The sequence below is a fragment of the Pseudoalteromonas sp. SR44-5 genome, from assembly GCF_014163675.1.
Classification (GTDB): domain Bacteria; phylum Pseudomonadota; class Gammaproteobacteria; order Enterobacterales; family Alteromonadaceae; genus Pseudoalteromonas; species Pseudoalteromonas rhizosphaerae.
The window spans coordinates 52,125-73,569 of record NZ_JACJDT010000002.1 but is presented as its reverse complement, the minus strand read 5'-3'; the positions used below and the strand labels follow the sequence as shown (position 1 = coordinate 73,569).

Genomic DNA, 21,445 nt, shown 5'->3' with positions numbered 1-21,445 from the left:
GTGATTAAGGTTTGAAGTTATATTTCTTACATTAAAAGCGCTGCTTTTATTTAAGTCTTATTCATAAACTATACTTGAATGATCAACTCACACTGGGAATTCTAATTATGTCAGATAAGTGCTACATCACAGCGCAACAATTGCTTGAAGATTCATTTCGCGTTGCGGCGCAAGTATACCAAGATGGTTTTCGTCCTGATTTTATTATTGGTATTTGGCGTGGTGGTGCCCCAATTGGGATTGCAGTGCAAGAGTATTATGATTATAAGGGCATAGAGACAGATCATATCGCGGTGCGAACTTCATCATATTACGGTATTAATAAGCAGTCGAAAGAAATTAAAGTACATGGCTTACACTACATTATTGAAAATGCTAACGCAGGTGACTCGTTATTGATTGTTGATGATGTATTTGATTCAGGGCGTAGTATTTTTGCGCTGAAAGAAAAGCTTTCGGAATTGATGCGTTTAAACTTACCTAAAGATATCCGCATTGCATGCCCGTATTACAAACCAAAAAATTCTAAAGTAGATATGAAGCCTGACTACTACATTCATGAATCAGAAGAGTGGTTAGTATTCCCGCATGAATTATCGGGTTTAACACCTGATGAGATCATCGCTGGTAAGACAGATTTAGTAAAAATACACGATATTTTATTAGCAAAATAAATCTATCGAGTAAAAATAAAAAAGGCCTTAACTAGGCCTTTTTTTATTTATCAATTAGCTGTCTAAACCACTATTATTTATAGGTTTCAAACGCTTCTTTTAATCGTGCTAAATGAGCATATACGTAACTGCTTGACATACGATCTTGGTTTAAGAAAGTATTATCGAGGTCGATTGACGATTTGAGTATTGTCGCACTACTGGTGTTTATCAAATTTACTTTTTGATTAATTATAGTATTTACGCTATGTGTCCAGCTTTTAGTCCCTGTAACTTGCCAATTACCTGCATCCATATCTTTGCGTGGTGATAATGGAATACTAAAACCAATCCCCACTTTTTCTACGTCAGTGTCGCTATACATTACGGTTATATTTGCATCACCAAACCAGAACTTAGTTTCAAGTTTATAGCCGGTATCTTCATTCCAGAATTGTCCACCAGAGATATGGAAAGAGACATCCTTTTCAGCCCATAAATAACGGTATGAATAAACCGAGTAGTCGCGTTTATCAGTGTCATAATCTTTATACTCAAAGTAGCCTAACTTTGCTTGTATCTTGTGGCGGCCTGCGGGGCTTTGCCATGCAGTTTCGTTGGTAATACCTGTATAATCAAAGTAATCTTGGAATAAACCGACTTGAGTCTGGTTATATATGTTAAACGGTAAAGCGAATGTTTGATATACAACGGCACGTTTAATCCCCGTTTCTTGGCGTGAATTACTAAATACACTACCTTTTTCAAAGTGATCTGTATTAGCTACATTAACTTGCCCAGTAATATTTACACCTGCACCTTGCCATAATGGTACATGTAAATCGGCTTGTAGAGCTAACGAGTAATCATAAACACCTAATTCAGTTGCATATCGTGATGATAACGATGGTGAAAATGAAACTCTAGGTACAAAATAAGGGCTCGTGCTTTGGGTATTTCCGGCCCATTTTACACCCACAGCATCTTTATCACTAAATTGAGTGCTGACCATTAAATCAGGAGTGATATTTTCATCAATAAAGCGACGGTAATTATCTAAATACCCATTGACTTGTAACAGTGGGATATCTTGTTTTGCCAAGCGAACAATAAATTCATTATTGCCAGTAGCAAAGCTTTCAGTTATGCGGCCTAAAACAAGCCCCAACGCATCAATTTCATTACGATTAAATACTGAGTTTTCAAATTCAACAATGATTTGTTTGCTCTCGCTAATACCAACACGGATATTTTCAAAACCATCGTTAACTAAGCTGCTTTTTAAGCTGTGAATTTGTTGATTGTTATTTTGTGCAGTGGAAACTTGTTGATTTTGTTTGGTCGCTGTTAATACTTTTACTGGTTCCGCAGATACTACTCGACTAACAGACTCTTCCGTTTGATTTGGGGATGTAGCAAGAGTTGCTCTCGTACGCTGATTTGAACTCTTAGATAACTTTGCCGCTGCAACTGGTTGAGGTGCTGGTTTTAGATTGTGGTAGTTATCTTGTGCTTCATCACTGAGCGGCATGCTAATATTGACACCCCAATAAGTATCATCACTAGCAAGTTCTGTATTTGAGTAAAAGCGGCTATTAAATGAAACCGTGGCAATATCATAAAGCCACTCTTTTGGAACTGTAATACGGGCGCCTAAATTAAATGCTTCTGCATCATGCTCAGCGAGTACTGAAAGCCAAGTGTAAGGTTGATATTCAATACCAGCAAACGCGCCGTCTAGTTGCCCTGTAAGCGTGTCAGATGCGCCAATACCGGCACTAAAGCGAAAATCCCACCACTGTTTAGAAGCAACAGCATAAAACGCTTCATACTGATTGGCTGCGCCACCGAAATCTTTAGCGCCAACAGCGACACTAAACCAGTCTTTTGGAATGAATGGAATTTGGTATTTGGCATTAAATGATAAGTCGCGGATTTGGCCTTTATTTTCATAGCTAAATGTTATGTCGTGCATCGACGATGAGGTAATCCTACCACTGACTTCTAAACCTTCAAAAAGTCCAGCTGAAAATGTAAAGTTATGACCGTCGGTGTACTTTCCTCTAGCTTCTAGCTGGTTACTGTAACCTATATCAATATTACCTTTGTCGATTACAACAGCGGTAGGAGTGTTGAAAATACCGGTAAATCCATTATATGCAATACCATGATTAATGTTTTGATCAGCAAAAACGGAGGTACTGGCACTGAGTGCGCAAAGTGTCGCGAGGGTTGTTTTATTATAAGTCACGTGATTAACCAATTTAGATTAGAGTTAGGTTTTAAACTTTTAAAACCCGATAATTATTTTAGCTATAAATACTATAAACCAAAAATAACTTAATAACGAGATAAACAAAAGCCGCGCAAATGCGCGGCTTTAGGAAGTACAGTTCTACCTCAGATTAAGAACCAGAACCAGAACCAGAACCAGATACTGGTACAGTATCAACTTCACACACTACTGGGATATCAAATGTAGCTGCAGTTGTGTTTGCCGCTACTGGAGTAGATGTCCACACATTAGTGTTGTAGTTAAGGTAACTAGCAGAGTAAGTGCCACCTTGCTCTAAGTTCAGGTTGAAAGTACCTTTCGAGTAAATAGTTTGCTTGAAGTTGCCATCTTTAAACAATCTGACTAGCGCAGGTGTTGCAACCGGTGGAGTACCTATTTCAAAATCTCCGGTATTGCTACACACTAGCTGTGTTGTTATTTTTTTAGTTACAATTGTTGGCGGAGCAATTGTAAGTGTTAGATCTTTATCATTTAAGTCACAGATATTGCTTACAGATAATGCCGATGCAGTGCTATCAGTGTCAGTTGACAAGCCATCTAAAACGTTAACACCATTGCGCAATACTTTAACTTTAACCGGGAAACCTGGAGGGTTGTTAAACGTTGCTGATCCATAATTACCGTTACGGCTAGTGAAAGATCTTCTATAGCCATTAATTTCAAGTAAAATAGTTGTTTCAGCTATATTAGCGTCACCATTTCTATCTAAAATATCAAATTTTACACTTGAACATTTATTGTTGTTGAAGTAATCAAGGTTCCAGTAAGATAGGTGATTTACATCTACTGATACATCAAATGTTGATGCATTACCGCTATCAGTTACTTCACCGTAGCTTTCGAATCCCCATTTACCAGCTTCTTCATCGTAACTCCAAACTGGGAAGATATCACCAACCGCAATTTTACGAGCTACAGGAGCTGCAACAGTACATACACCATTTTTGAAGCCATTTGCTTCGGCGTATGCTTTGATATCAGTAGTACCGGCAGGTAAAGTTACAGGACAAGGGTTTGAAGTCTTTTTGTCGACCTGCATTGCAACAGTGATTGAATTGCCTGCACCAAAAGATTTCACTTTATTACCAGCATCATCAACTAGCTCGATAGCAACAAAGCCACCTGAAGTAAATGAACCTTGCACTTGATCAGTACTGTTAGGATCAGAAGCTACAGATAGAGCTAAACCTCCAGGGAACGCATCTAATGACGACGAGGTTGCAGCTGCAGTTTCGGCTTCTTCATCATTACGTGTTGCTTCATTCGCAAAGTAGGCAACAGTCATTTTTGGAACTGTCGTTAACGGTTGATTATCTTTATCTAAAAATTGCGTGCCGCTTTTGATTTTAACGGTTGAACCGCCAACAGCAACACCTGCTTTGTTAATTGCTTGTGGTAATGTAATCTCTGTTTTATCGCCAGAAATTGATAACCCTGAAGCTGGGTCATACGACACAGTGGTATTTTCACCTTCAGGTACTAATGCAGTTAATTCTTTGGTGTCAGCAACAATCGCTACATCAGAATCTGCAAGTGTACGTGGTGTTAAACGAACTTCTTGTGCTACAACGTTATCAGTTGGTGATAACGTTAAAGTACCAGAGTTGTTTAAATATCCAGCAGCAGAAATAACATAGTCATAGCTAACACCATTAGCTGGGATAGAGTCTACTGTGTATGCAAACGAACTAGCTGTTGATGATTTGTCGGTATCAGCTAAAGCGTTGCCTGCAGCTGTTAAAAGGCCGTCTTCAGAAGAAGTAAAGCTAATCGTTGCTGTAACCGTATCAGCTAAAGCAGCACCCTTTACATCTACGATATTAACAGTAACTGAACCTGCTTGAGCTTCAATTGCTACTGGTGGTACAGCAACATCAACGGTTGGTTCAGGTGGAACTGGTGGCTTTACATAATCATTGTTGTCGTTATCGCTAAAACAGCCACTTAAAGTTGCTGTCAGACCAAGTGCAAGAGCTAGCTTGGTGAGCTTGAATTTATTATTTCCCATAATCGTTACCTTTCTTTCCTTTCTCTTTAAAGTAAACAGACTTAATTGCAGTTCTATAAATGTACCGAAGCGCGCACCAGGTCAGGCTTGCACCTATAATACAATAATTTGTTCATCAAGGATAAGCGCACATTATATATACGTCAAGTGAACATTATATATACTTTTATTAATTAAATAAGAAAATTGTTACCCTGTTATGTAATAAATCTCTTATTTAATTTTTACGGATTTAGCGCAGCTTCGTTATTAGCTTACTATGCTAAAGTAGTAGGCTGCGGTTGTAAATGTAAATAGTTGCATTTTAGGCAGTTAAACGTTGTTTTTTTCGGCTGAATTTTAATGTGAGTCAACTTCATAGCTGCGAAAAACTATCCACGTAATCGCTAAGTTTATCTAAATCAACCGCTTTGAGTCCATCATTTGAGCGTGCGACTAAACCTCTTTCCACCAGTTCCGATACTACGCGGCGATAGGCTCGCTCTGTGGTGGCAAAACGCTCAGCTTCAGCATTTACCGTTGGGTATGCGCGCAGCAGGGTGGGGTTATTATTTTCGGCACGTAATAAACAGTCTTTGGCGATATTGTAACCCAATGGCAACAATAGTTTATCTAAATTAATTTTTTGGTTTTCTTGAAACTTAGCGGCAATAGTTTGTGCTGTGTATAAACTCAGTTCTGGCTTTTCAAGTAACAGGGCACGCCAGTGCTTTAGCTCTATTAGGTTGTAGCTAACGTCACTGAAGCAGGTAACTGTATAAATGCAGGGATTATTGTTTAGCGCTTCAATTTCACCAATTAAGGTGTTGTTGCAATCAAGTTGGCCCAGCAGTAAGCGGCGGCCATTACCGACATCATAACTAAACGATACGGTGCCGCTTCTGACTAACACTAATTTTGTAAGAGGTTGATCTTGGTGGATCAGTACTTCTTTTTTAGATTGTTGATAACGGCTGCCAGCAAAGGTTAGTAGCTGGTCGACGAGATAACTAGAAAAATGATATTGAAACATCAACAATGCCCTTCGGACAATTGTCCTATTTATTACATCTTAATGACGTTAGCATTAAGATTCTAAGAATTTACGCTAACTTACTAGCTTAGTTAACTCGGTTAATTAAGCTTAATACCTGATATCCCGTGTAATGATTATTAAAGTGTGCTTTTAGCAGCTTTGGGTTTTTAGTAAGTTAGCCTTTTTATACTATTGCTATATTGTGGAATAACTTTGCCTAAACTACAACATTTGCAATGCTAACCTAAAGTACCGGAGAGAACAAATGAGTTGGGAATATTTGGGGTATTTTGCCTCAGCTTTACTTATTGCCTCTTTAACTATGAGTGATGTGAGCAAACTTCGTTGGTTTAATCTTGCCGGTTGTATTGCTTTCACTGCTTACGGTATTGCGATTGCTGCATGGCCTGTGGCTATCACCAATGGTTTGCTAACCTTCGTAAATATTTATCATTTAATTAAGCTCAAACGTCAACAACAAAAACCACAATAATAGCGTGGTTTATTGCGCCTTACTCTGTGTATCAATTTGTGCTTTTTGGTAGCGTAATTCACCGCCAATCCATGTTTGATTTACGACAATGGTAAAAATTTCTTGTACTGGCACTTTAAAATAGTCTTTGTTGATTAAAATAAAGTCAGCCCACTTTCCTTGCTCTAAACTACCTAATTTAAATTCTTGATGTGCGGCATACGCAGCACCTAACGTGAATGCTCTGAGTGCATCTTCTCTGCTCAGTGCTTCAGTGACTCGCCAGCCATTAGCGGGTAATTGATTGTGATCTTGGCGAGTAATTGCTGAATACAAACCGTCAAAGGGGTTGGCCAGTTCAACTGGATAATCTGAGCCTGCAGCTACTACTGAGCCTTGCTTTAAAAACGTTTGCCAAGCATATGAACCTTGTAATTGTGTATCGCTAAGGCGCTGCTCTGCCATATGCATATCAGAAGTTGCATGCACCGGTTGCATTGATGGAATGATTTTAAGTGCTTTGAAGCGAGGAATATCTGCTGGATCAACTATCTGTGCGTGCTCTATACGGTTACGTAGTAAAATCCCGCCGGTTTTTTTAAATACATTTTGATAGGCATCTAACACAATATGATTTGCTTTATCACCGATGGCATGGGTATTGGCGCTAAAACCATGGTTAAAGCTCAATGTGTACAGCTGCTCTAATTTTTGTTGAGTTTCGAGCATTAAACCTTGGTGATTCTTTCTATCTGCATAATCGGCCAGTAGTGCGGCGCCACGGCTTCCTAGCGCACCATCAGCATATATTTTTACACTACGAATAGACATGAAATCGTTAAGATCTTTATAGCGACCGGCTCTGAGCATATCTTCAAGGGACGGATCTGTTGCACTTAGCATTGCAACAATGCGCAGCGGTAAGGTGCCTTGTTCAGCTCTTTGCTTGTAAACTTGCCATGTTTGTTTATCAATCCCAGCATCGTGGGTTGAGGTTATACCTAAGCTGAGCAGATGTTGGCCAGCTTGATTTAAGGCATTATTTACGTCTTGATCAGATGGCGTTGGAATATGTGCAGTAATTAAACTTTCGGCTTTATCGACAAAAATACCGCTAGGTTGACCTGCATGGTTGCGAATAATTTCACCACCTGCTGGTGACTGTACTGTGGGTGTTAATTTGGCTAACTCCATCGCTTTGCTATTAACCCAAATCGCGTGGCTATCGACACGAGAAAGCACCACCGGAACATCTTTGACAACTTTATCTAAGTCAGCAGCAGTAGGAAATTGCTTATTAGGCCACAGTTCTTGATTCCAACCGCGGCCAATAATCCAGCCCTGGTTATTTTTAGCAAATACAGCAAGTTTTTTTTGTATTTCTGCAATCGACATACTGCCACGTAAATCGAGTTGCGCTAAATTATTACCAAGTCCTATCACATGACCGTGGGCGTCAATTAAACCAGGTAATAAGGTTTGTTGCTCGGCATCAAATACTGCAGCATTAGGGAAACTCGCTTTTAGTTTATCGTCTCCTACTTTTACTACTTTGCCATCTTTAATAACCAGTGTAGAAAATTGCTGTAATTGGCCACTGTAAGTTGGAGTGTAACCGTTAGCATTGTAGATCACCGTGGTATCAGCTAGCACAGGTAAAGATAAAGTGATTAAACAGGCGAGTAAGCATTTCATTGTTAGAATTCTTTTTCTGCTTTTGTTAGTTAAACAGTAACAGAGAATACTGAGTCTGCAAATTAAATATAATAAATTATTTATCGTTGTGCATTTCAACTATGCTGATGAATTAGCTATTCATTTATTTGCATATAGAGTAAATTCAGACAGTGATAATCTACCATCTTTATCGCTGTCATAGTTTTTAAAACGAGACCACAGGGTAGGATCTTTTGCTGACTCTGAACGCGTGATAAGACCGTCTTTATCGCGGTCTAAGTTTTTGAATTGTTCTGCTATATTATCAGTTGTTGCAAAACTGCAACAGCTACTGACAAATAACAAACTTAGTCCCAGTTGTGTACAAAATTTCATTGGGGAAACTCGTTAATCTAGATTATTAGTTAAAAAACGCTTAAATTCAGATAGGGAAATTTTATTGTCTTGGTTTTTGTCCCAACGTTTAAAGTTACTCAACAATTGTGGTTGTGGTTCAAGCTCATTATGCGTTAAATAGCCATCTTTATTGCTATCTAAATGATCAAAACGTTGCTTTACATCCAGTGCCATTGCGCTAAAACTGGTGGCTAGCGACACACTTAATATTATTAATATGCTTTTCATTATTTACATCCTACCAACAAAAAGAATAAAGCATTTGCCATAATTTAAATCCCAACATTAAATCCGTTTACACATTCCCTCCGGGATTATGGCAAATACTTTAAAGCCTTTTAAAATTTAAACTTTGCGAACTCTTGCTCAGATAATTGCTCGTCGTTATTATCATCAAGATCAGTAAACTGCTTTAATAGCGTGTTGTTTTGCTTGGCTTCAAGCAATGAAATTTGTCCGTCAGAGTCGGTATCTAATTGCGCAAACTTAACGTTTAATTGTGATGCTAAAACAGTGGCGCTAATGACTAAAAACATCAGTGAAAAAGCGGCGATAAGTTGTTTCATAGCAGTGTTTCCTTTGGGAAAATTATTGCAAAAATTGTTTAAACTCAGCAAATGAAATTTGACCATTTTGATCTTTGTCAATTTGCTCAAAACTTTCGTGTAATACCGCATCTTCAGATGCTTCTGCTTCACTCAATGTGCCATTACTGTCTTTATCAAGTTCTGCGAAGGTGGCCTCGACATCAATGGCAAAGCTGTTAAAGCTAAGCAGTAGGCTGATGCATAAGCACAGCGGTGTTAATATTTTCATATTATTTCCTTATAAACAGTCGTTGATGCGGATGTTACAAGAACGATGCCAATTTTTTTATTGTAAAAATATCAGTGACTTAATGTTTTGGCATGATAATAAGTGGGAAAAAATGACTGGGCAGTGTGTCTTTTTTGCAACAACTTTTAACGGGTATTGATTAAGTTTTTAAAAAACAGTTGGTTAAGTTGTTTCAATTTAGCGTCAGTCGCTTTATATAGCGCTACACAGTTCGCCTTATTCATTATTCTTATTGATTCAGCTAGTGTATAAGTAACACCTTCCATAATCAGACATTTAACTAAAGGAGTAGCGATAATGGCCTCATTCGCTAAAAAGTACAGTGCATTACTTAGTTGGCGACCCAATTTAATAGGCCAGTTTTTGTTTAGTACTTTGTTATCGCTGCTGCCATTATCACTGGTAGTGATTGTATTTTTAAATGCGCTGAATAAACAGCTAGCAGTAACTCAACAAATCGTCAGTGAAAATTATCAAATTACCAAGTCATTTAATAATCTTAAGCAAGACCTCAATAGCTTAGAGCGCGCAACGCGACAAAACTGGGTGTTGAAAAGCGAATCACTCGATGAATTGATTGTTGATAAGTGGCAATCATCACTACAAAGCATTGATGAACTAACTTTTATAAGCTCTACGGGGGAGTATATTAAGCAATGGCAGCAACTCGCACAGGTATTGCAATTAGCGCATACTCAACTCGTTACTGAAGGACAACAAGATGCGCAATTGTTTATTCCTGTGAGTGAATTAATTGCGCGTCAAACAGTGTGGCTAAGAGAGCAAAATGAGCTGCAAATAACTAAAAATCAGCAACAGTTAAAAGCTTTGCAAAGCTCATTTATCAATTGGTTAATAGCACTTATCCCATTAACTTTACTAGTAGGTGGTGGTTTTCTATGGCGTATAAGTGGCCGCTTAAAAGGATTAACGTCGGTTATTGATAAGCTTGGGCAAGGTCATTGGCAACAAAAAATAGCTGTACAAGGCTCTGCTGAGTTGGTTGAACTAGGAAATAAATTACAATGGGTGCAAGAGCAGTTGCATCAATTAGAGCAACAAAAAGATACTTTTTTACGCCATGTTACCCATGAATTGAAAACTCCATTAGCGTCAATGGTTGAGGGCACTGACTTACTCGCCGATGAAATCGTTGGGCCTATTAACAAAGAGCAGCAAGCGGTGTTGGCGTTAATTACCCAGAGCATGGTGCGTTTGCGCGCTATGATCGATAGTTTACTTAGTTACAATGCGATTCGCAGCAGCAAAGAAGATTTAAGTGAGCTGGAATTCTCGCAATTAATAACCAAGATAAACAGCCATTTTGAACATCGTTTAGTGGCGCGTAAGCAAAGCTTATGTTGGCATTGTGAGTTACCCGAGCAACCACTGGAAATTGCTGCAGAGCTTGTTGAAATGATCTTAATTCAGTTGATCTCTAATGGCTTAAAGTTTTCACCAGCAGGACAGGCGGTCAATATTGCTCTGTCATTAGCTGGTCGTACTTTGACTATGAGCGTGAGCGATCAAGGCACCGGTATTAAAGAGCAAGAGAAATCACATATATTCAGTGCCTTTTATCAAGGTAAGAATGCTAAAGATGTAACCGCTCAAGGTAGTGGCTTAGGGCTTACCATTGTAAAGGAGTCTGTTGAGCAATTGATGGGTACTTTACACGTTGAGCATAATGAACCACAAGGCTGTCGTTTTATAATTCAAATCCCAATCATCCCTCCAACCAATAAAAACCAAGGAGTTAATTAGCATGGGCGTGCGTTTAAATGCCATTTTAGTGGTTTGCATTACAACCTTAGGGCTCGCAGGGTGTGAGTTAACTGAGCAGCCAGTAAATAAAAGCAACCCTGAAGCTGAACAACCGGGTAAGGTGACTACACCACAAGAGGATAGTTTACCGAATCCGAAACCTAGGCCGAAAACCGATCCTATGTATGCACCTGCCGAAACGGTTATTGGTTGGCATGCAAAGTCGTGTGGTGGTTTTCAAGTGGCAGCGAGTAAAACGGTTTATATTGGTGCTAAAGAGCTTCAGAATTATTTTGATTTTAGTTGTAAAAATAATGTATTAGCACCGGAAAAAGTATTAACGCAGCTGCTAAAACTGGATCAAGCTTATTATTGGCCAGATGATATAAAACAGTATTTATGGCTGCAAAAACAACAAATAAAACAGCAGATCAACGCTAAAGAACAGCAGCAAGCGCTGAATAATAAAATGCAAGAAACCCTGTCATCACTGGCAGCCATCGAGCAGCAACTATTACTACGCGAAGAAACTAAGGAGCAGTAATTATGTCAACAGAGCAAAACCAAGGCGCGCGAATTTTACTGGTCGATGATGATGCAAGTTTATTAAAACTATTGGCTATTCGCATAGAATCTAAAGGCTATCAAGTGACTACCTGCGAAAGCGGTATCGCTGCGCTACAGTTATTAAAAAATAATGTGTTTGATGCTGTGGTTACAGACTTACGCATGGATGAAATGGATGGTATGGCATTACACCGTCAGTTACAAAATCGCTACCCAGCGCTGCCAGTGTTGATGATGACAGCTCATGGGTCTATTCCTGATGCTGTTGAAGCGACGAAGCAAGGTATTTTTGCCTTTATTACTAAACCGGTAGATAAAGATGAGTTATTTGATAGTTTAGCAAAAGCGATTGAAATTCATGGTCTCAGTGCCGATGAAAGTGCATCAAACAGTAATATCGTGACCCGCAGTGGTGCTATGCTGCATTTACTTGAGCAAGTTAAATTACTAGGTCCGACTCAGGTCAATGTGTTGATCTCGGGGGCCAGTGGTACAGGTAAAGAGTTACTAGCTAATGCTATTCATCAACATAGCCATGTTAGTGAAGGTCCGTTTGTCGCAATAAACTGTGGTGCGGTACCGGGTGAATTACTCGAATCAGAACTATTCGGTCACAAAAAAGGGGCTTTTACGGGCGCGATTAAAGACCACCAAGGGTTATTTCAGCAAGCGCAAGGCGGTACTTTATTTTTAGATGAAATTGGTGATATGCCACTTAATTTACAAGTTAAGTTACTGCGCGTATTACAAGAAAAAACTATTCGCCCTGTGGGCTTTGAAGAAGAAATTCCAATTGATGTGCGGATTGTATCAGCAACTCATAAAAACTTACCTGATGCGATTGCTAATCAGCAATTTCGCGAAGATTTATACTATCGCTTAAATGTTGTGAATCTTAAATTGCCACCACTGTGTGAGCGCAGAGAAGACGTTAGTTTATTAGCACAGTATTTTAGCGCTACCATTGCTAAACGTATGGATCAAAAAGAAAAGCGTTTCGCCAATGATGCGATGCATGCATTAGTACGTCACGATTGGCCGGGTAATATTCGCCAGTTACAAAATGTAGTAGAGCAGGTTGTCGCACTTACCCCAGGTGAAGTAATATCAGCACAGCTGGTTGAAAGTGCGCTTAATAGTAATACCAGCAATGTTGAGCCGCTTTCACTTAACGATGCTAAAAAAGAATTTGAGCGTGATTATGTGATTAATGCTTTAAAGATGGCTGGCGGTAACGTGGCAGAAGGGGCAAAACTAGCTAAGCGAAATCGCTCAGATTTTTATAAATTGATTAAAAAACACAACATTGACGTTGATACTATTTGTTAGGAGAGAAAATGCAGTTATTTATGGTGTATTTAGGTGGGCGTATTCAGGGCTGCCATATTGAAATGCATGATGTTCGTTTTGTTGTTGGGGAATCGATAGAACAAACTTACTCAAAATTAAAAGCGCAGTGGGTCGGTGATAAAAGTAGCGTGCACATGGACAGCTATATGGCGGTAAATCACATTGATGGCTTTGCAGTAACCGTGGTTGATGAACCCGTGGCCCAATCGCAGCAGTTATACTTTGTAAATTTAGGAGCGTATTGTGCTGATAGCTTGGCTGAGCAGCATGACTTTGCGTTATATGTAGCTAGTAGTAGCGACGAAGCTAAACAAAGAGCAAAAGAGGATTTACTAGCAGGTTTAAGTCATATTCATAAAGATGACTTACATGATGTAGATGATTGCTTTGCAATTGACTTGCTCGACAGTCAATTACATATCAAGCTAACCCCGAGTGAGCAATCTCAAGCGATTAAGCCCGATTGGTTTGGTTACCATATATTATAAATAATCAAGAGTGTGTGTGGTGCAAGCGTTAGCCGTTATCACTTTGTTCTGCACGCTCTTTGTCTTCACTGTTACTGGCAATTTTAAAAGCGATAATCACTAAGCCAAACATAGCAAAAGGTAACGCAGCAAGCATATACTCGGTAACATTGCTATCTTGAAAGCTGGCTTGTAGTAAAAAATGCCCCGCAATACACAGTAAAATAACAATCAGTAAGATCGGTAATAAAATAAGTTCTTTTTTAGCAGAATGAGTTTTCATTATTAGGCAGTACTTTTACAAGGTGCGCCATTGTAATGAGCAAACCGCTTTTAGGTCAAACAACTAGGCTGATAAATTACTTTTGATTGCGTTATGTCATGTTTTTCAGTATCAGAGTTAGGTTCGCTACTGTTTAACTCATCACTATCTTCATAGCTGTATAAATCAAAAATAAAATCAATTTCTTCACGTTTCAGTATCGCTTGCATATTGCCTCCTATCTTATCAACTTAGTTAAGTAGTAAGCATATGTCTGCGCGACTGAATTGTAAGTGAACATTAACCGTACAAAATGTGTATAAATGTAATCCTTAATTATTATTAATAGGCAGTCGAACGGTAAAAGTCACACCATCGGCTTGTTGATTATTAGCCGCGCTAACTGTGCCTTTATGGTATTCACACACTAAACGTACTATATAAAGCCCTAAACCCAAGTGTGGTTGCTGCTGCAGTTGTTGACTACGTACCGACACCATTGAATCAAAAATATGCTCTGTTAATCCCTCGGGTAAAAGTGGACCTAGATTACTGACACATAGCAGGGCTTCATTATCATGTTGATCAAGGCTGACACTTATAGCGCTATCTTCAACACTAAACTCTAAGGCATTATTGATTAGTTTATCTAGCAACTGAGCAATAAACTCAGGCGCGCCGTTAAGTAGTAATGGTTGCGGACAAATATTAAGGCTAAATTGTTGCTGTGCATAGGTTAGCTGGTAGCCTTGCATACAACCATTGATCACATTTCGCAAATCAAACGGTTCAGCTTCAGCGCTTTGAATACTTTGCTCAAGGCGAGTTGCTTCGCTCATGGTGGTGATTATTTTACCTAAACGCTCGACTCCTTCACTGGCACGATCAAGGTATTTTTGGCTCAGCTCACTTTGTGGCTGCATTTGTAAGTTTTCAAGGGAACTACGTACGACCGCAACGGGTGTTCTGAGTTCGTGAGATAATCGCGACGACATGGTTTCTAAATAGTTAGTGTAACCACCTAAGCGACTTACAATATTTGCAAAACTGCGAGATAAATCGCCAATTTCATCGTTTGAATCGCTGTAATTAATAGTGCCAGTTACTCGCCCTTGAGCATCAATGGCTTGCTCTGCGGTATCTCTTAAGCGACGAATACGACTGGAGATCCTTGATGCAAAAAAGAATAACGTTACTGTGCCTATTAGCATCACTGCTAAAATCACATTAAATAGTTTCTCTAACGATTTGTTGCGTAATGTGCGAACACCATTGGTAGTCTCTTCGGCCACTACAGCACCAATGACCTTATCTTGGATCCAAATAGGATATGCGGCTGATAAAATAACCGCTTTGTTATCTGGAGTGAGTCGCCAAGACGATGCTGGTGTGCCACTGAGTGCTTTACCTATATGTGTGCCTTGCATCGCTGCGACATCGTGCAAGGTATCTAAAAATTCATTTTCAGGGCGGGTAAGTACTTTATAGTAAAGTGGATGTAAGTAGTTTTTCTCAAATCGTTGCCACCAGGTTTTTGCTGGCTGGTCGTTAAGCCCATCAGCCCAAACGCCGTCGGCATGATGAATTGATCCTGACTGCGCTAACACGCGGTGATGATTATCAACCACCCAAATTCGGCTGCCGCTGTGACCCATACCTTTTAATATACGATTTATTTCAGGGGAGGGCACCAGCACTGAGCCAATATCATTGGGGTTTTGTAAGTTTGAAGTCGACATAGTCTGTGGCTCAGGCTTGCCTTGATCCCAATCTTCAATTGCAAAGCCGAGCTTATTGCCAAGCATAGTTAGCGGAAACCGCAACTCTATGTTGTAGCCAGTCTCTGTACTGACAAAATATCCTTGAATTTTTGTTATTGGGGTTTTGCTTTGTGCGTCAAATGCGTTGATCCAGCCATCTTGGCGAGCGGCAACAATATAGTGCTTAAATTCCCCTTGTGGGGTTTTTAACATGATCTGTAAGTGATCATTACGGGTTAAACTTAGGGTGTTTTTAGCGCGATAAACCACCGAGTCATCGGTAACTTTAAATACTGCATATAAAAAGTTTTCATATTTACCAACCATATGCTCAAACGATAAGTCCTCAAGCTGATGGTCTGGTTTATTAGTTTGTAAATAGCGCTCGTCGTAATGCCAAAAAAGACTTTGATAAGGCTGCCAGTCCGACAGTTTGCCATCAAGTTGAATGGGGTTACTAAGGTTATAGGCGTAGAGATCACGGCCTTTTATAACCTGATCTAAAAAATTGGTTTGCGAGTCAAATAATGCTGGGCGCTCATGCAGGGCCGTGGCGAGTGCTCGGGTAGTGCCGACTAAGGTTTTTTCTTGACCTTGACGCAGAAATTTTTCCATTTCCCACACGTATTCATAGCCAAGCCAAGGCAGTAAAAATAAAAAACACGACAGCAATATAAATTTACTGCGCAAACCAAAACGCAGCATTACACTTGCTCCCAGCGATAACCCATACCGTACACGGTATCTATACAATCAAAGTCAGTATCTAAAGCGATAAATTTTTTGCGAATACGTTTAACATGAGAAGTGATAGTGCTGTCATCAACGTAAATCTTTGCATCACTCATTAGTTCGTTACGGCTTTTTACATGCCCAGGGCGCTGTGCCAGTGAATGCAGCATCCAAAATTCAGTTACGGTTAAATCGACTATTTGCTGCTGCCAAAATACTTGCATGCGTTTAGTATCAAGCGTGAGCGGGCCGCGATTGAGTAAAGCATTTTGATCAGCGGGTTGCTCGAGTGCTTCCATACGTCGAAACAGTGCACCGATACGAGCCGCCAAATGCGCCATGCTGATATCTTTAGTGAGATAGTCATCAGCGCCCATGCGTAGGCCACACACTGTATCTATTTCGCTGTCGCGGGCGGTTAAAAAAATAATCGGCAAGGTTTTAGAAAGCGAACGCAGAGTTTGGCATAGTAAGAAACCGCCATCAATTTCATGACCTAAACCAATATCGACAATCGCTAAGTCTGGTAGTGCGTCATTAAAAGCATGCTCTGCACTTTGACGGTTGCTATAGCCGCTGACCAGATAACCCTGCGCGCTGAGCATTTCCATGTAATTTTCGCGGATCGCGGGTTCGTCTTCAATAATTGCAATCTTCTTCATTTACAGCACCTTCTTATATTCTAGTTGCACTATACCTAATTTTTTTGCTTTCGCACTGGCGAAAAAGCAATTGCCATTTTTTTGCCACAATTGCTCAGCAGTTTGCCTTTTTTGCTCCCCTTTGTTGCCACTTGAGCTTGCTTTAATGGCGTTATACCAAATCGGGCAGCTACCAACCCATGAGTTGCCAACTATTAAGTAATTAAGCAAAAAAGGATTACACCATGAAAAAAATGATTATCGCTTGCACTGTTGCTACTATTTTTGCAGCACCTAACTTAGCCCACGCTGACACAGTTGCAGTTAAAGCAAAAGAAACTCATAAAGAAACGGTGATAGGTTTAAGTACGGGGGCAATTGTTGGCGGTATTGTTGGCGGCCCAATCGGTGCCTTTGTTGGTGCATTTGCCGGAGGCTTGATTGGCGAGCAAGAAGTGGCAGAAGATAAAATTGCCGAGCAACAACGAGCTTTAGTTGTGCTGCAAGATAAAACCGATGATTACCAGCATGTACTTGCTCAAAATGCGCAAATGAGTGAGCAGCTAGATAAGCTTGAGAGTAATAACGAACGCCTTGCATTAGCAAAAATGCACAACCTAATGGCAATGACCATTCAATTTAAAACCGGTTCAAGTGAGATTGCCCCGCACTTTGCCAGCCAACTTGATCAACTAGTGAATTTACTACAAAGCCAGCCAGACTTGCAGTTGGATTTAAATGGCTTTGCCGATCAACGTGGTGATGAGCTCGCTAACTTAGTGCTTTCAAAACAGCGAGTCGCAAATGTACAAAGCTACTTAATAAAGCAAGGTATAAGCCATACCCGCTTAACGACTACCGCATTTGGTGAGCAACAAACTGTGGCAGATAGCGATAATTATGAAGAAAACATGTTTGACCGCCGTGTAACGTTAACAACTCGTCCAAGCACGCAGCCGTATAACCAAACCGCGAGTAACTAATCGCCATTTTGCCAAGTAGCCGCCAAGGGAGTGATTTTTATGTTGAGTAAACCAAGCAAAGTGCTGACTCGTAGCCATTTATGGTTACGGGGAAGCCTTTTTACCTTCATCGCGTTTGTTAGCTGTGCGAGTAACGCCAGCACATCGCCAGAACTAACTATGTTCGACAGCAATGGTGCAAAGGCAGCGCCTGGCGTTATCTTAAAAAGTGATGCCACCATGACAGTCACCGGATTGATAAACCATGTCGTGGTAACTCAACATTATCGCAATGAAAATCCGTTTGCTGTTAATGCACGCTATGTCTTTCCGCTGCCCGATGAAAGTGCGGTTCATGCCATGACTATGCACATTGGTGAGCGGGTGATCAAAGGTGAAATTGATAAAAAAGCACAAGCCGAGCTGCGCTTTCAACAGGCGCAACAAGCGGGTAAACAAGCCGCTTTAGTGCGCCAGCAGCGTGCAAACATGTTTGTCACTAATGTGGCAAACATCGGCCCCGGCGAAGAAGTACAAATAGAGCTGCAATATCAAGAAGTGATTGATTATCGCAGTGGTACATTTGCACTACGATTTCCAACCACGATAACGCCGCGTTACCATCCGATTAATGGGGTATTAAATGAAACAGCAGAGGATATGATTGACTCGCAGAGTAATGAGTTATCATCAGCGAGTATTGCTGCCACGGGGTGGATAGCACCGATTTACATGGCCACTAAAAATGCAGGCGCGGTTCAAGGCGAGTTTAAGCTAACGGTTAATATTGATGTTGGCCTAGAGCTGGTGGATATTCAGTCTAAATATCATCGTATTAATACCGAAAATCTGGCATTTGGTCAGTATCAAGTTACTTTAAATGAACAACGTGCCGTGAATCGTGATTTTTTACTGGAGTTTAAACCGCTGCAAAAAGAGCAAGCGCAAGCCGCATTTTTTACTGAGCAGCTCAGTAATGGTGAGCGTTATGGATTATTAATGTTGCTGCCGCCGGATGATCATTTTACGCAGACTCAGCGTCTAGCAAGAGAAATGATTTTTGTAGTCGACACTTCCGGCTCTATGCACGGACAGTCAATGGAGCAAGCCAAAAGTGCACTTCATTATGCGTTATCGTTACTTGATAGTAACGACAGCTTTAATATTGTCGGCTTTGACGATCAAATTATGCCTATGAGCGATAAACCTGTGCCGGCTAATGATTTTAATTTACGCCGTGCTGAGCGCTTTGTATATAATTTACAAGCTGATGGCGGCACTGATATTAAAGGGGCATTAGATGGTGTACTAGATGCTCGTGAGCATCTAGGGTATGTGCGTCAAGTGGTATTTTTAACCGATGGCAGTGTCAGTAATGAAGATGCATTGTTTAAACATATTAGTGCGCAACTAGGTGATAGTCGTTTGTTTACGATTGGTATCGGTAGTGCGCCTAATAGTTACTTTATGCGTCGAGCTGCAGATGTTGGGCGCGGAACGTTTACTTATATTGGCAGCAGTAGTGACGTGCAACCAAAAATGCAGCAACTATTTGATAAGTTAGCTCATCCTGCAATTACTCAACTTGCGCTAAGCAGTGATTTGGCAAATCAAGCTCTTGAATATTGGCCATCGCCGTTACCCGATCTGTATTTTTCAGAGCCGGTGATGGTTGCTATAAAGCTTGATAATAATGCCGGCGTTACTTTAGCGGGGCAAACGGCGCAAGGACCGTTGTCGATAAAGTTAAATACACAACAAGGGCGACCGGCTCATGGAATTGCAAGGTTGTGGGCACGGCAAAAAATTAAATCATTATTACTTTATAACGAGCAAGAGCAGGTTAAAGCACAGGTTGAGAGTCTAGCGCTTGAACATCAATTACTTAGTCCGTTTACCGCCTTTGTAGCGATTGAACAGACAGCATCGAGCACTGTTGCTGAGCAGAATGTGCAAGTGGTTAATCAACGACCTCAGGGTCTAGCAATGAGTTTGCCACAAACTGATGGGCAAAGCAGACTACATATTTTACTCGGTTGCATGCTGTTGGCTGGATTTGCAGTGTCGAGACTGAAAAAATGAAAGCAGTGATTGGCGCTATATTGTTGATTGTTGGCTTGGCGTTGCTTGGTCATGGTAGTTATATGCAAGCTAAAGCGTGGCTGGCACAACGCCTTATAGAGCAGGCTTGGCAAGTGGCACTGACAACGCCAGAGCAACAAGTTAAACCCTGGTTCTATGCTGATAGTTATGTAACTGCACAACTGAATTGGCCAAGCCAAAAGCAAACCTTAACAATATTAGCAGGAGCCAGTGGCCGTAACTTAGCGTTTGCCCCGAGTCACTTTTTAGCTAGTGCAGAGCTAGGCTCTGAGCAAGCAGGCGTGTTAATTGCTGGACATAATGACACTCACTTTGCTTTCTTACAAAAAGTGAATGTAGGTGAGCAATTTAGCTTACAAACGCAAAATGGCCAAATTGATCGCTATCGAGTGCGTGGGATTACGGTTATTCATCAGTCCCAGTACGATTTTTTAGCGCATAAAGGCTTGTATTTATTAACCTGTTATCCGTTTGACTCTTTAGCCTCCGGGACTGAATTACGATTATTAGTCTCTGCCGATAAATTGCCATCACCTGCATCGGTGTTATCTATGTCTACTACCAATTCTTGATGACGCTGACTTATCATTACACCTACAAATACCACGCCAATGCTGAGCCATTGGCTAAGAGAAAGTACTTCTCCCAAGATAATTGCTGATAATATTAGGGTGAAAATCGGTATTAAATTTGAATAGGCTGCGGCAGTGAGCACTGACACCTTACTAATTGCGTAATTGTACAAACCATAGCCGCCTAAGGTGACGCAAGAGCCTAAATATAAAATACTTAATAATGCGCCAAGGTCGTGTTGATTTTCACTGGGTAAATCAATAAACAGTAAAAATGGCGCAAAGAACAGACTACCGCTAAAACCTTGCAGTGCAATTAAGGTTAATGGTGAGTAGCGAGCAACTAAATGTTTAACTGAAATAGTATAAAATGCAGCGCAGACCATTGCCATTAACTCCAAAAAGTTACCCAGCAATGGATTGGGAGCCTGCTCTGAGCTTGGCGACATTAAAGTTAATAAGATACTGCCGCCAATACAAAAAGTGAAACCAATAACAATGGCCTTACTAATGTACTCTTTGAGCATAAAAAACGCTAAAAGTGCTACGATAATCGGTAAGCACGATACAATAACCCCCGCTTGAGAAGCTGAAGTATATTCCATCGCATGGCCTTCAAATAAAAAATACAAACAGGGCTCAGCCAGCGACATCCCCACCAGATATTTCCAGTCACCTTGATGATATTTAAAGCGAATAACGTAACGCCATAAGCACAATGCCATGACTAAGGTGGTTAACATGCGTAAAAAAATCACCAGTGCAGGGTCATAAATGGCGATCGCGTATTTCAGCGCGATAAAAGAACTACCCCATAAAAAGGTGGCGATTATTAAACATAAACTGGCTGGCATGAAGGTCGCTTTAAAGTGAATTAAAACACGATCCTAGCACGTCAGCACCGTGATTGA

General features: G+C 40.4%; 22 protein-coding genes. 9 read left to right on the top strand and 13 right to left on the bottom strand.

Annotation, left to right across the window (positions count from 1 at the left end):
- Nucleotides 1-107: 107 nt before the first annotated feature.
- The gene (locus H5154_RS01490) at nt 108-674 is read left to right on the top strand and encodes a phosphoribosyltransferase (protein ID WP_145235390.1); all 567 of its coding nucleotides are present in this window, start codon (nt 108-110) and stop codon (nt 672-674) included.
- A gap of 73 nt (nt 675-747) precedes the next feature.
- Here H5154_RS01490 and H5154_RS01485 read toward each other — a convergent pair whose 3' ends face one another.
- The 3 genes from H5154_RS01485 to H5154_RS01475 form a co-directional block, all read right to left on the bottom strand.
- Nucleotides 748-2,904 (bottom strand): YjbH domain-containing protein, encoded by a 2,157-nt coding sequence (locus H5154_RS01485; RefSeq protein WP_182717170.1) that lies wholly within the window; start codon nt 2,902-2,904, stop codon nt 748-750.
- A gap of 154 nt (nt 2,905-3,058) precedes the next feature.
- Nucleotides 3,059-4,957 carry a hypothetical protein gene (locus tag H5154_RS01480; protein ID WP_182717169.1) on the bottom strand — a complete coding sequence of 633 codons (1,899 nt, stop codon included), beginning with the start codon at nt 4,955-4,957 and terminating at the stop codon, nt 3,059-3,061.
- Between the two features lie 355 nt (nt 4,958-5,312).
- Entirely contained in the window at nt 5,313-5,969 is a 657-nt protein-coding gene (locus H5154_RS01475) for a Crp/Fnr family transcriptional regulator (protein WP_145235393.1), read from the bottom strand.
- Between the two features lie 268 nt (nt 5,970-6,237).
- On the opposite strand from H5154_RS01475, the gene H5154_RS01470 reads away from it, so the two are divergent.
- On the top strand, nt 6,238-6,465 hold the full coding sequence (locus tag H5154_RS01470; protein ID WP_145235395.1) for a YgjV family protein: 228 nt from the start codon (nt 6,238-6,240) through the stop codon (nt 6,463-6,465).
- Nucleotides 6,466-6,474: 9 nt separating this feature from the next.
- On the opposite strand, the gene H5154_RS01465 is transcribed toward H5154_RS01470, so the two are convergent.
- The 5 genes from H5154_RS01465 to H5154_RS01445 form a co-directional block, all read right to left on the bottom strand.
- Nucleotides 6,475-8,139: an amidohydrolase gene (locus H5154_RS01465; protein ID WP_182717168.1), complete on the bottom strand. Its 1,665-nt coding sequence runs from the start codon at nt 8,137-8,139 to the stop codon at nt 6,475-6,477.
- A 120-nt stretch (nt 8,140-8,259) separates the two neighbouring features.
- Nucleotides 8,260-8,496: an EF-hand domain-containing protein gene (locus H5154_RS01460; protein WP_182717167.1), complete on the bottom strand. Its 237-nt coding sequence runs from the start codon at nt 8,494-8,496 to the stop codon at nt 8,260-8,262.
- A gap of 12 nt (nt 8,497-8,508) precedes the next feature.
- Nucleotides 8,509-8,745: an EF-hand domain-containing protein gene (locus H5154_RS01455; RefSeq protein ID WP_149982106.1), complete on the bottom strand. Its 237-nt coding sequence runs from the start codon at nt 8,743-8,745 to the stop codon at nt 8,509-8,511.
- A gap of 110 nt (nt 8,746-8,855) precedes the next feature.
- On the bottom strand, nt 8,856-9,083 hold the full coding sequence (locus tag H5154_RS01450) for a hypothetical protein (RefSeq protein WP_145235404.1): 228 nt from the start codon (nt 9,081-9,083) through the stop codon (nt 8,856-8,858).
- 22 nt (nt 9,084-9,105) lie between these two features.
- Nucleotides 9,106-9,333: an EF-hand domain-containing protein gene (locus tag H5154_RS01445; protein ID WP_145235406.1), complete on the bottom strand. Its 228-nt coding sequence runs from the start codon at nt 9,331-9,333 to the stop codon at nt 9,106-9,108.
- Nucleotides 9,334-9,648: 315 nt separating this feature from the next.
- On the opposite strand from H5154_RS01445, the gene H5154_RS01440 reads away from it, so the two are divergent.
- Genes H5154_RS01440 through H5154_RS01425 form a run of 4 tightly spaced genes read left to right on the top strand, consistent with a single transcriptional unit; the run spans nt 9,649 to nt 13,523 of the window.
- Complete coding sequence (locus H5154_RS01440; protein ID WP_182717229.1) at nt 9,649-11,118, top strand: HAMP domain-containing sensor histidine kinase; 1,470 nt, start codon at nt 9,649-9,651, stop codon at nt 11,116-11,118.
- A 1-nt stretch (nt 11,119) separates the two neighbouring features.
- Nucleotides 11,120-11,662, top strand: a complete 543-nt coding sequence (locus H5154_RS01435) for a hypothetical protein (RefSeq protein ID WP_182717166.1) — start codon at nt 11,120-11,122, stop codon at nt 11,660-11,662.
- A 2-nt stretch (nt 11,663-11,664) separates the two neighbouring features.
- Nucleotides 11,665-13,014, top strand: coding sequence for a sigma 54-interacting transcriptional regulator (locus H5154_RS01430; RefSeq protein WP_182717165.1), 1,350 nt, complete (start codon nt 11,665-11,667; stop codon nt 13,012-13,014).
- 8 nt (nt 13,015-13,022) lie between these two features.
- Nucleotides 13,023-13,523 (top strand): DUF1543 domain-containing protein, encoded by a 501-nt coding sequence (locus H5154_RS01425; protein ID WP_182717164.1) that lies wholly within the window; start codon nt 13,023-13,025, stop codon nt 13,521-13,523.
- Nucleotides 13,524-13,551: 28 nt separating this feature from the next.
- Here the strand turns inward: H5154_RS01425 and H5154_RS01420 are convergent, their stop codons facing one another.
- From H5154_RS01420 to pdsR, 4 genes are all read right to left on the bottom strand, one after another.
- On the bottom strand, nt 13,552-13,785 hold the full coding sequence (locus H5154_RS01420; protein WP_145235415.1) for a hypothetical protein: 234 nt from the start codon (nt 13,783-13,785) through the stop codon (nt 13,552-13,554).
- A 50-nt stretch (nt 13,786-13,835) separates the two neighbouring features.
- A complete protein-coding gene (locus H5154_RS01415) occupies nt 13,836-13,994 on the bottom strand; it encodes a hypothetical protein (RefSeq protein WP_179959192.1) in 159 nt (52 codons plus the stop codon).
- A gap of 102 nt (nt 13,995-14,096) precedes the next feature.
- The gene (pdsS, locus tag H5154_RS01410; RefSeq protein WP_182717163.1) at nt 14,097-16,229 is read right to left on the bottom strand and encodes a proteobacterial dedicated sortase system histidine kinase; all 2,133 of its coding nucleotides are present in this window, start codon (nt 16,227-16,229) and stop codon (nt 14,097-14,099) included.
- Nucleotides 16,229-16,918 (bottom strand): proteobacterial dedicated sortase system response regulator, encoded by a 690-nt coding sequence (pdsR, locus tag H5154_RS01405; protein ID WP_145235419.1) that lies wholly within the window; start codon nt 16,916-16,918, stop codon nt 16,229-16,231. The genes pdsS and pdsR overlap by 1 nt, the downstream gene beginning before the upstream one ends.
- 224 nt (nt 16,919-17,142) lie before the next feature.
- Here pdsR and pdsO point away from each other — a divergent pair, with 224 nt between their 5' ends.
- Genes pdsO through H5154_RS01390 form a run of 3 tightly spaced genes read left to right on the top strand, consistent with a single transcriptional unit; the run spans nt 17,143 to nt 20,534 of the window.
- Nucleotides 17,143-17,880, top strand: a complete 738-nt coding sequence (gene pdsO / locus H5154_RS01400) for a sortase-associated OmpA-like protein PdsO (RefSeq protein ID WP_149982100.1) — start codon at nt 17,143-17,145, stop codon at nt 17,878-17,880.
- A gap of 39 nt (nt 17,881-17,919) precedes the next feature.
- Nucleotides 17,920-19,941 (top strand): marine proteobacterial sortase target protein, encoded by a 2,022-nt coding sequence (locus H5154_RS01395; RefSeq protein WP_182717162.1) that lies wholly within the window; start codon nt 17,920-17,922, stop codon nt 19,939-19,941.
- On the top strand, nt 19,938-20,534 hold the full coding sequence (locus H5154_RS01390) for a class GN sortase (protein WP_182717161.1): 597 nt from the start codon (nt 19,938-19,940) through the stop codon (nt 20,532-20,534). The genes H5154_RS01395 and H5154_RS01390 overlap by 4 nt, the downstream gene beginning before the upstream one ends.
- Here the strand turns inward: H5154_RS01390 and H5154_RS01385 are convergent.
- On the bottom strand, nt 20,426-21,388 hold the full coding sequence (locus H5154_RS01385) for a DMT family transporter (protein ID WP_145235428.1): 963 nt from the start codon (nt 21,386-21,388) through the stop codon (nt 20,426-20,428). The genes H5154_RS01390 and H5154_RS01385 overlap by 109 nt on opposite strands.
- Between the last annotated feature and the right edge of the window lie 57 nt (nt 21,389-21,445).

Bases quoted from the DNA above. Each gene is read 5' to 3' on its own strand.
- H5154_RS01490 (WP_145235390.1), top strand. From the start codon at position 108: ATGTCAGATAAGTGCTACATCACAGCGCAACAATTGCTTGAAGATTCA.
- H5154_RS01480 (WP_182717169.1), bottom strand. From the start codon at position 4,957: ATGGGAAATAATAAATTCAAGCTCACCAAGCTAGCTCTTGCACTTGGT.
- H5154_RS01475 (WP_145235393.1), bottom strand. From the start codon at position 5,969: ATGTTTCAATATCATTTTTCTAGTTATCTCGTCGACCAGCTACTAACC.
- H5154_RS01470 (WP_145235395.1), top strand. From the start codon at position 6,238: ATGAGTTGGGAATATTTGGGGTATTTTGCCTCAGCTTTACTTATTGCC.
- H5154_RS01465 (WP_182717168.1), bottom strand. From the start codon at position 8,139: ATGAAATGCTTACTCGCCTGTTTAATCACTTTATCTTTACCTGTGCTA.
- H5154_RS01460 (WP_182717167.1), bottom strand. From the start codon at position 8,496: ATGAAATTTTGTACACAACTGGGACTAAGTTTGTTATTTGTCAGTAGC.
- H5154_RS01455 (WP_149982106.1), bottom strand. From the start codon at position 8,745: ATGAAAAGCATATTAATAATATTAAGTGTGTCGCTAGCCACCAGTTTT.
- H5154_RS01450 (WP_145235404.1), bottom strand. From the start codon at position 9,083: ATGAAACAACTTATCGCCGCTTTTTCACTGATGTTTTTAGTCATTAGC.
- H5154_RS01445 (WP_145235406.1), bottom strand. From the start codon at position 9,333: ATGAAAATATTAACACCGCTGTGCTTATGCATCAGCCTACTGCTTAGC.
- H5154_RS01435 (WP_182717166.1), top strand. From the start codon at position 11,120: ATGGGCGTGCGTTTAAATGCCATTTTAGTGGTTTGCATTACAACCTTA.
- H5154_RS01430 (WP_182717165.1), top strand. From the start codon at position 11,665: ATGTCAACAGAGCAAAACCAAGGCGCGCGAATTTTACTGGTCGATGAT.
- H5154_RS01425 (WP_182717164.1), top strand. From the start codon at position 13,023: ATGCAGTTATTTATGGTGTATTTAGGTGGGCGTATTCAGGGCTGCCAT.
- H5154_RS01420 (WP_145235415.1), bottom strand. From the start codon at position 13,785: ATGAAAACTCATTCTGCTAAAAAAGAACTTATTTTATTACCGATCTTA.
- H5154_RS01415 (WP_179959192.1), bottom strand. From the start codon at position 13,994: ATGCAAGCGATACTGAAACGTGAAGAAATTGATTTTATTTTTGATTTA.
- pdsS (WP_182717163.1), bottom strand. From the start codon at position 16,229: ATGCTGCGTTTTGGTTTGCGCAGTAAATTTATATTGCTGTCGTGTTTT.
- pdsR (WP_145235419.1), bottom strand. From the start codon at position 16,918: ATGAAGAAGATTGCAATTATTGAAGACGAACCCGCGATCCGCGAAAAT.
- pdsO (WP_149982100.1), top strand. From the start codon at position 17,143: ATGAAAAAAATGATTATCGCTTGCACTGTTGCTACTATTTTTGCAGCA.
- H5154_RS01395 (WP_182717162.1), top strand. From the start codon at position 17,920: ATGTTGAGTAAACCAAGCAAAGTGCTGACTCGTAGCCATTTATGGTTA.
- H5154_RS01390 (WP_182717161.1), top strand. From the start codon at position 19,938: ATGAAAGCAGTGATTGGCGCTATATTGTTGATTGTTGGCTTGGCGTTG.
- H5154_RS01385 (WP_145235428.1), bottom strand. From the start codon at position 21,388: ATGCCAGCCAGTTTATGTTTAATAATCGCCACCTTTTTATGGGGTAGT.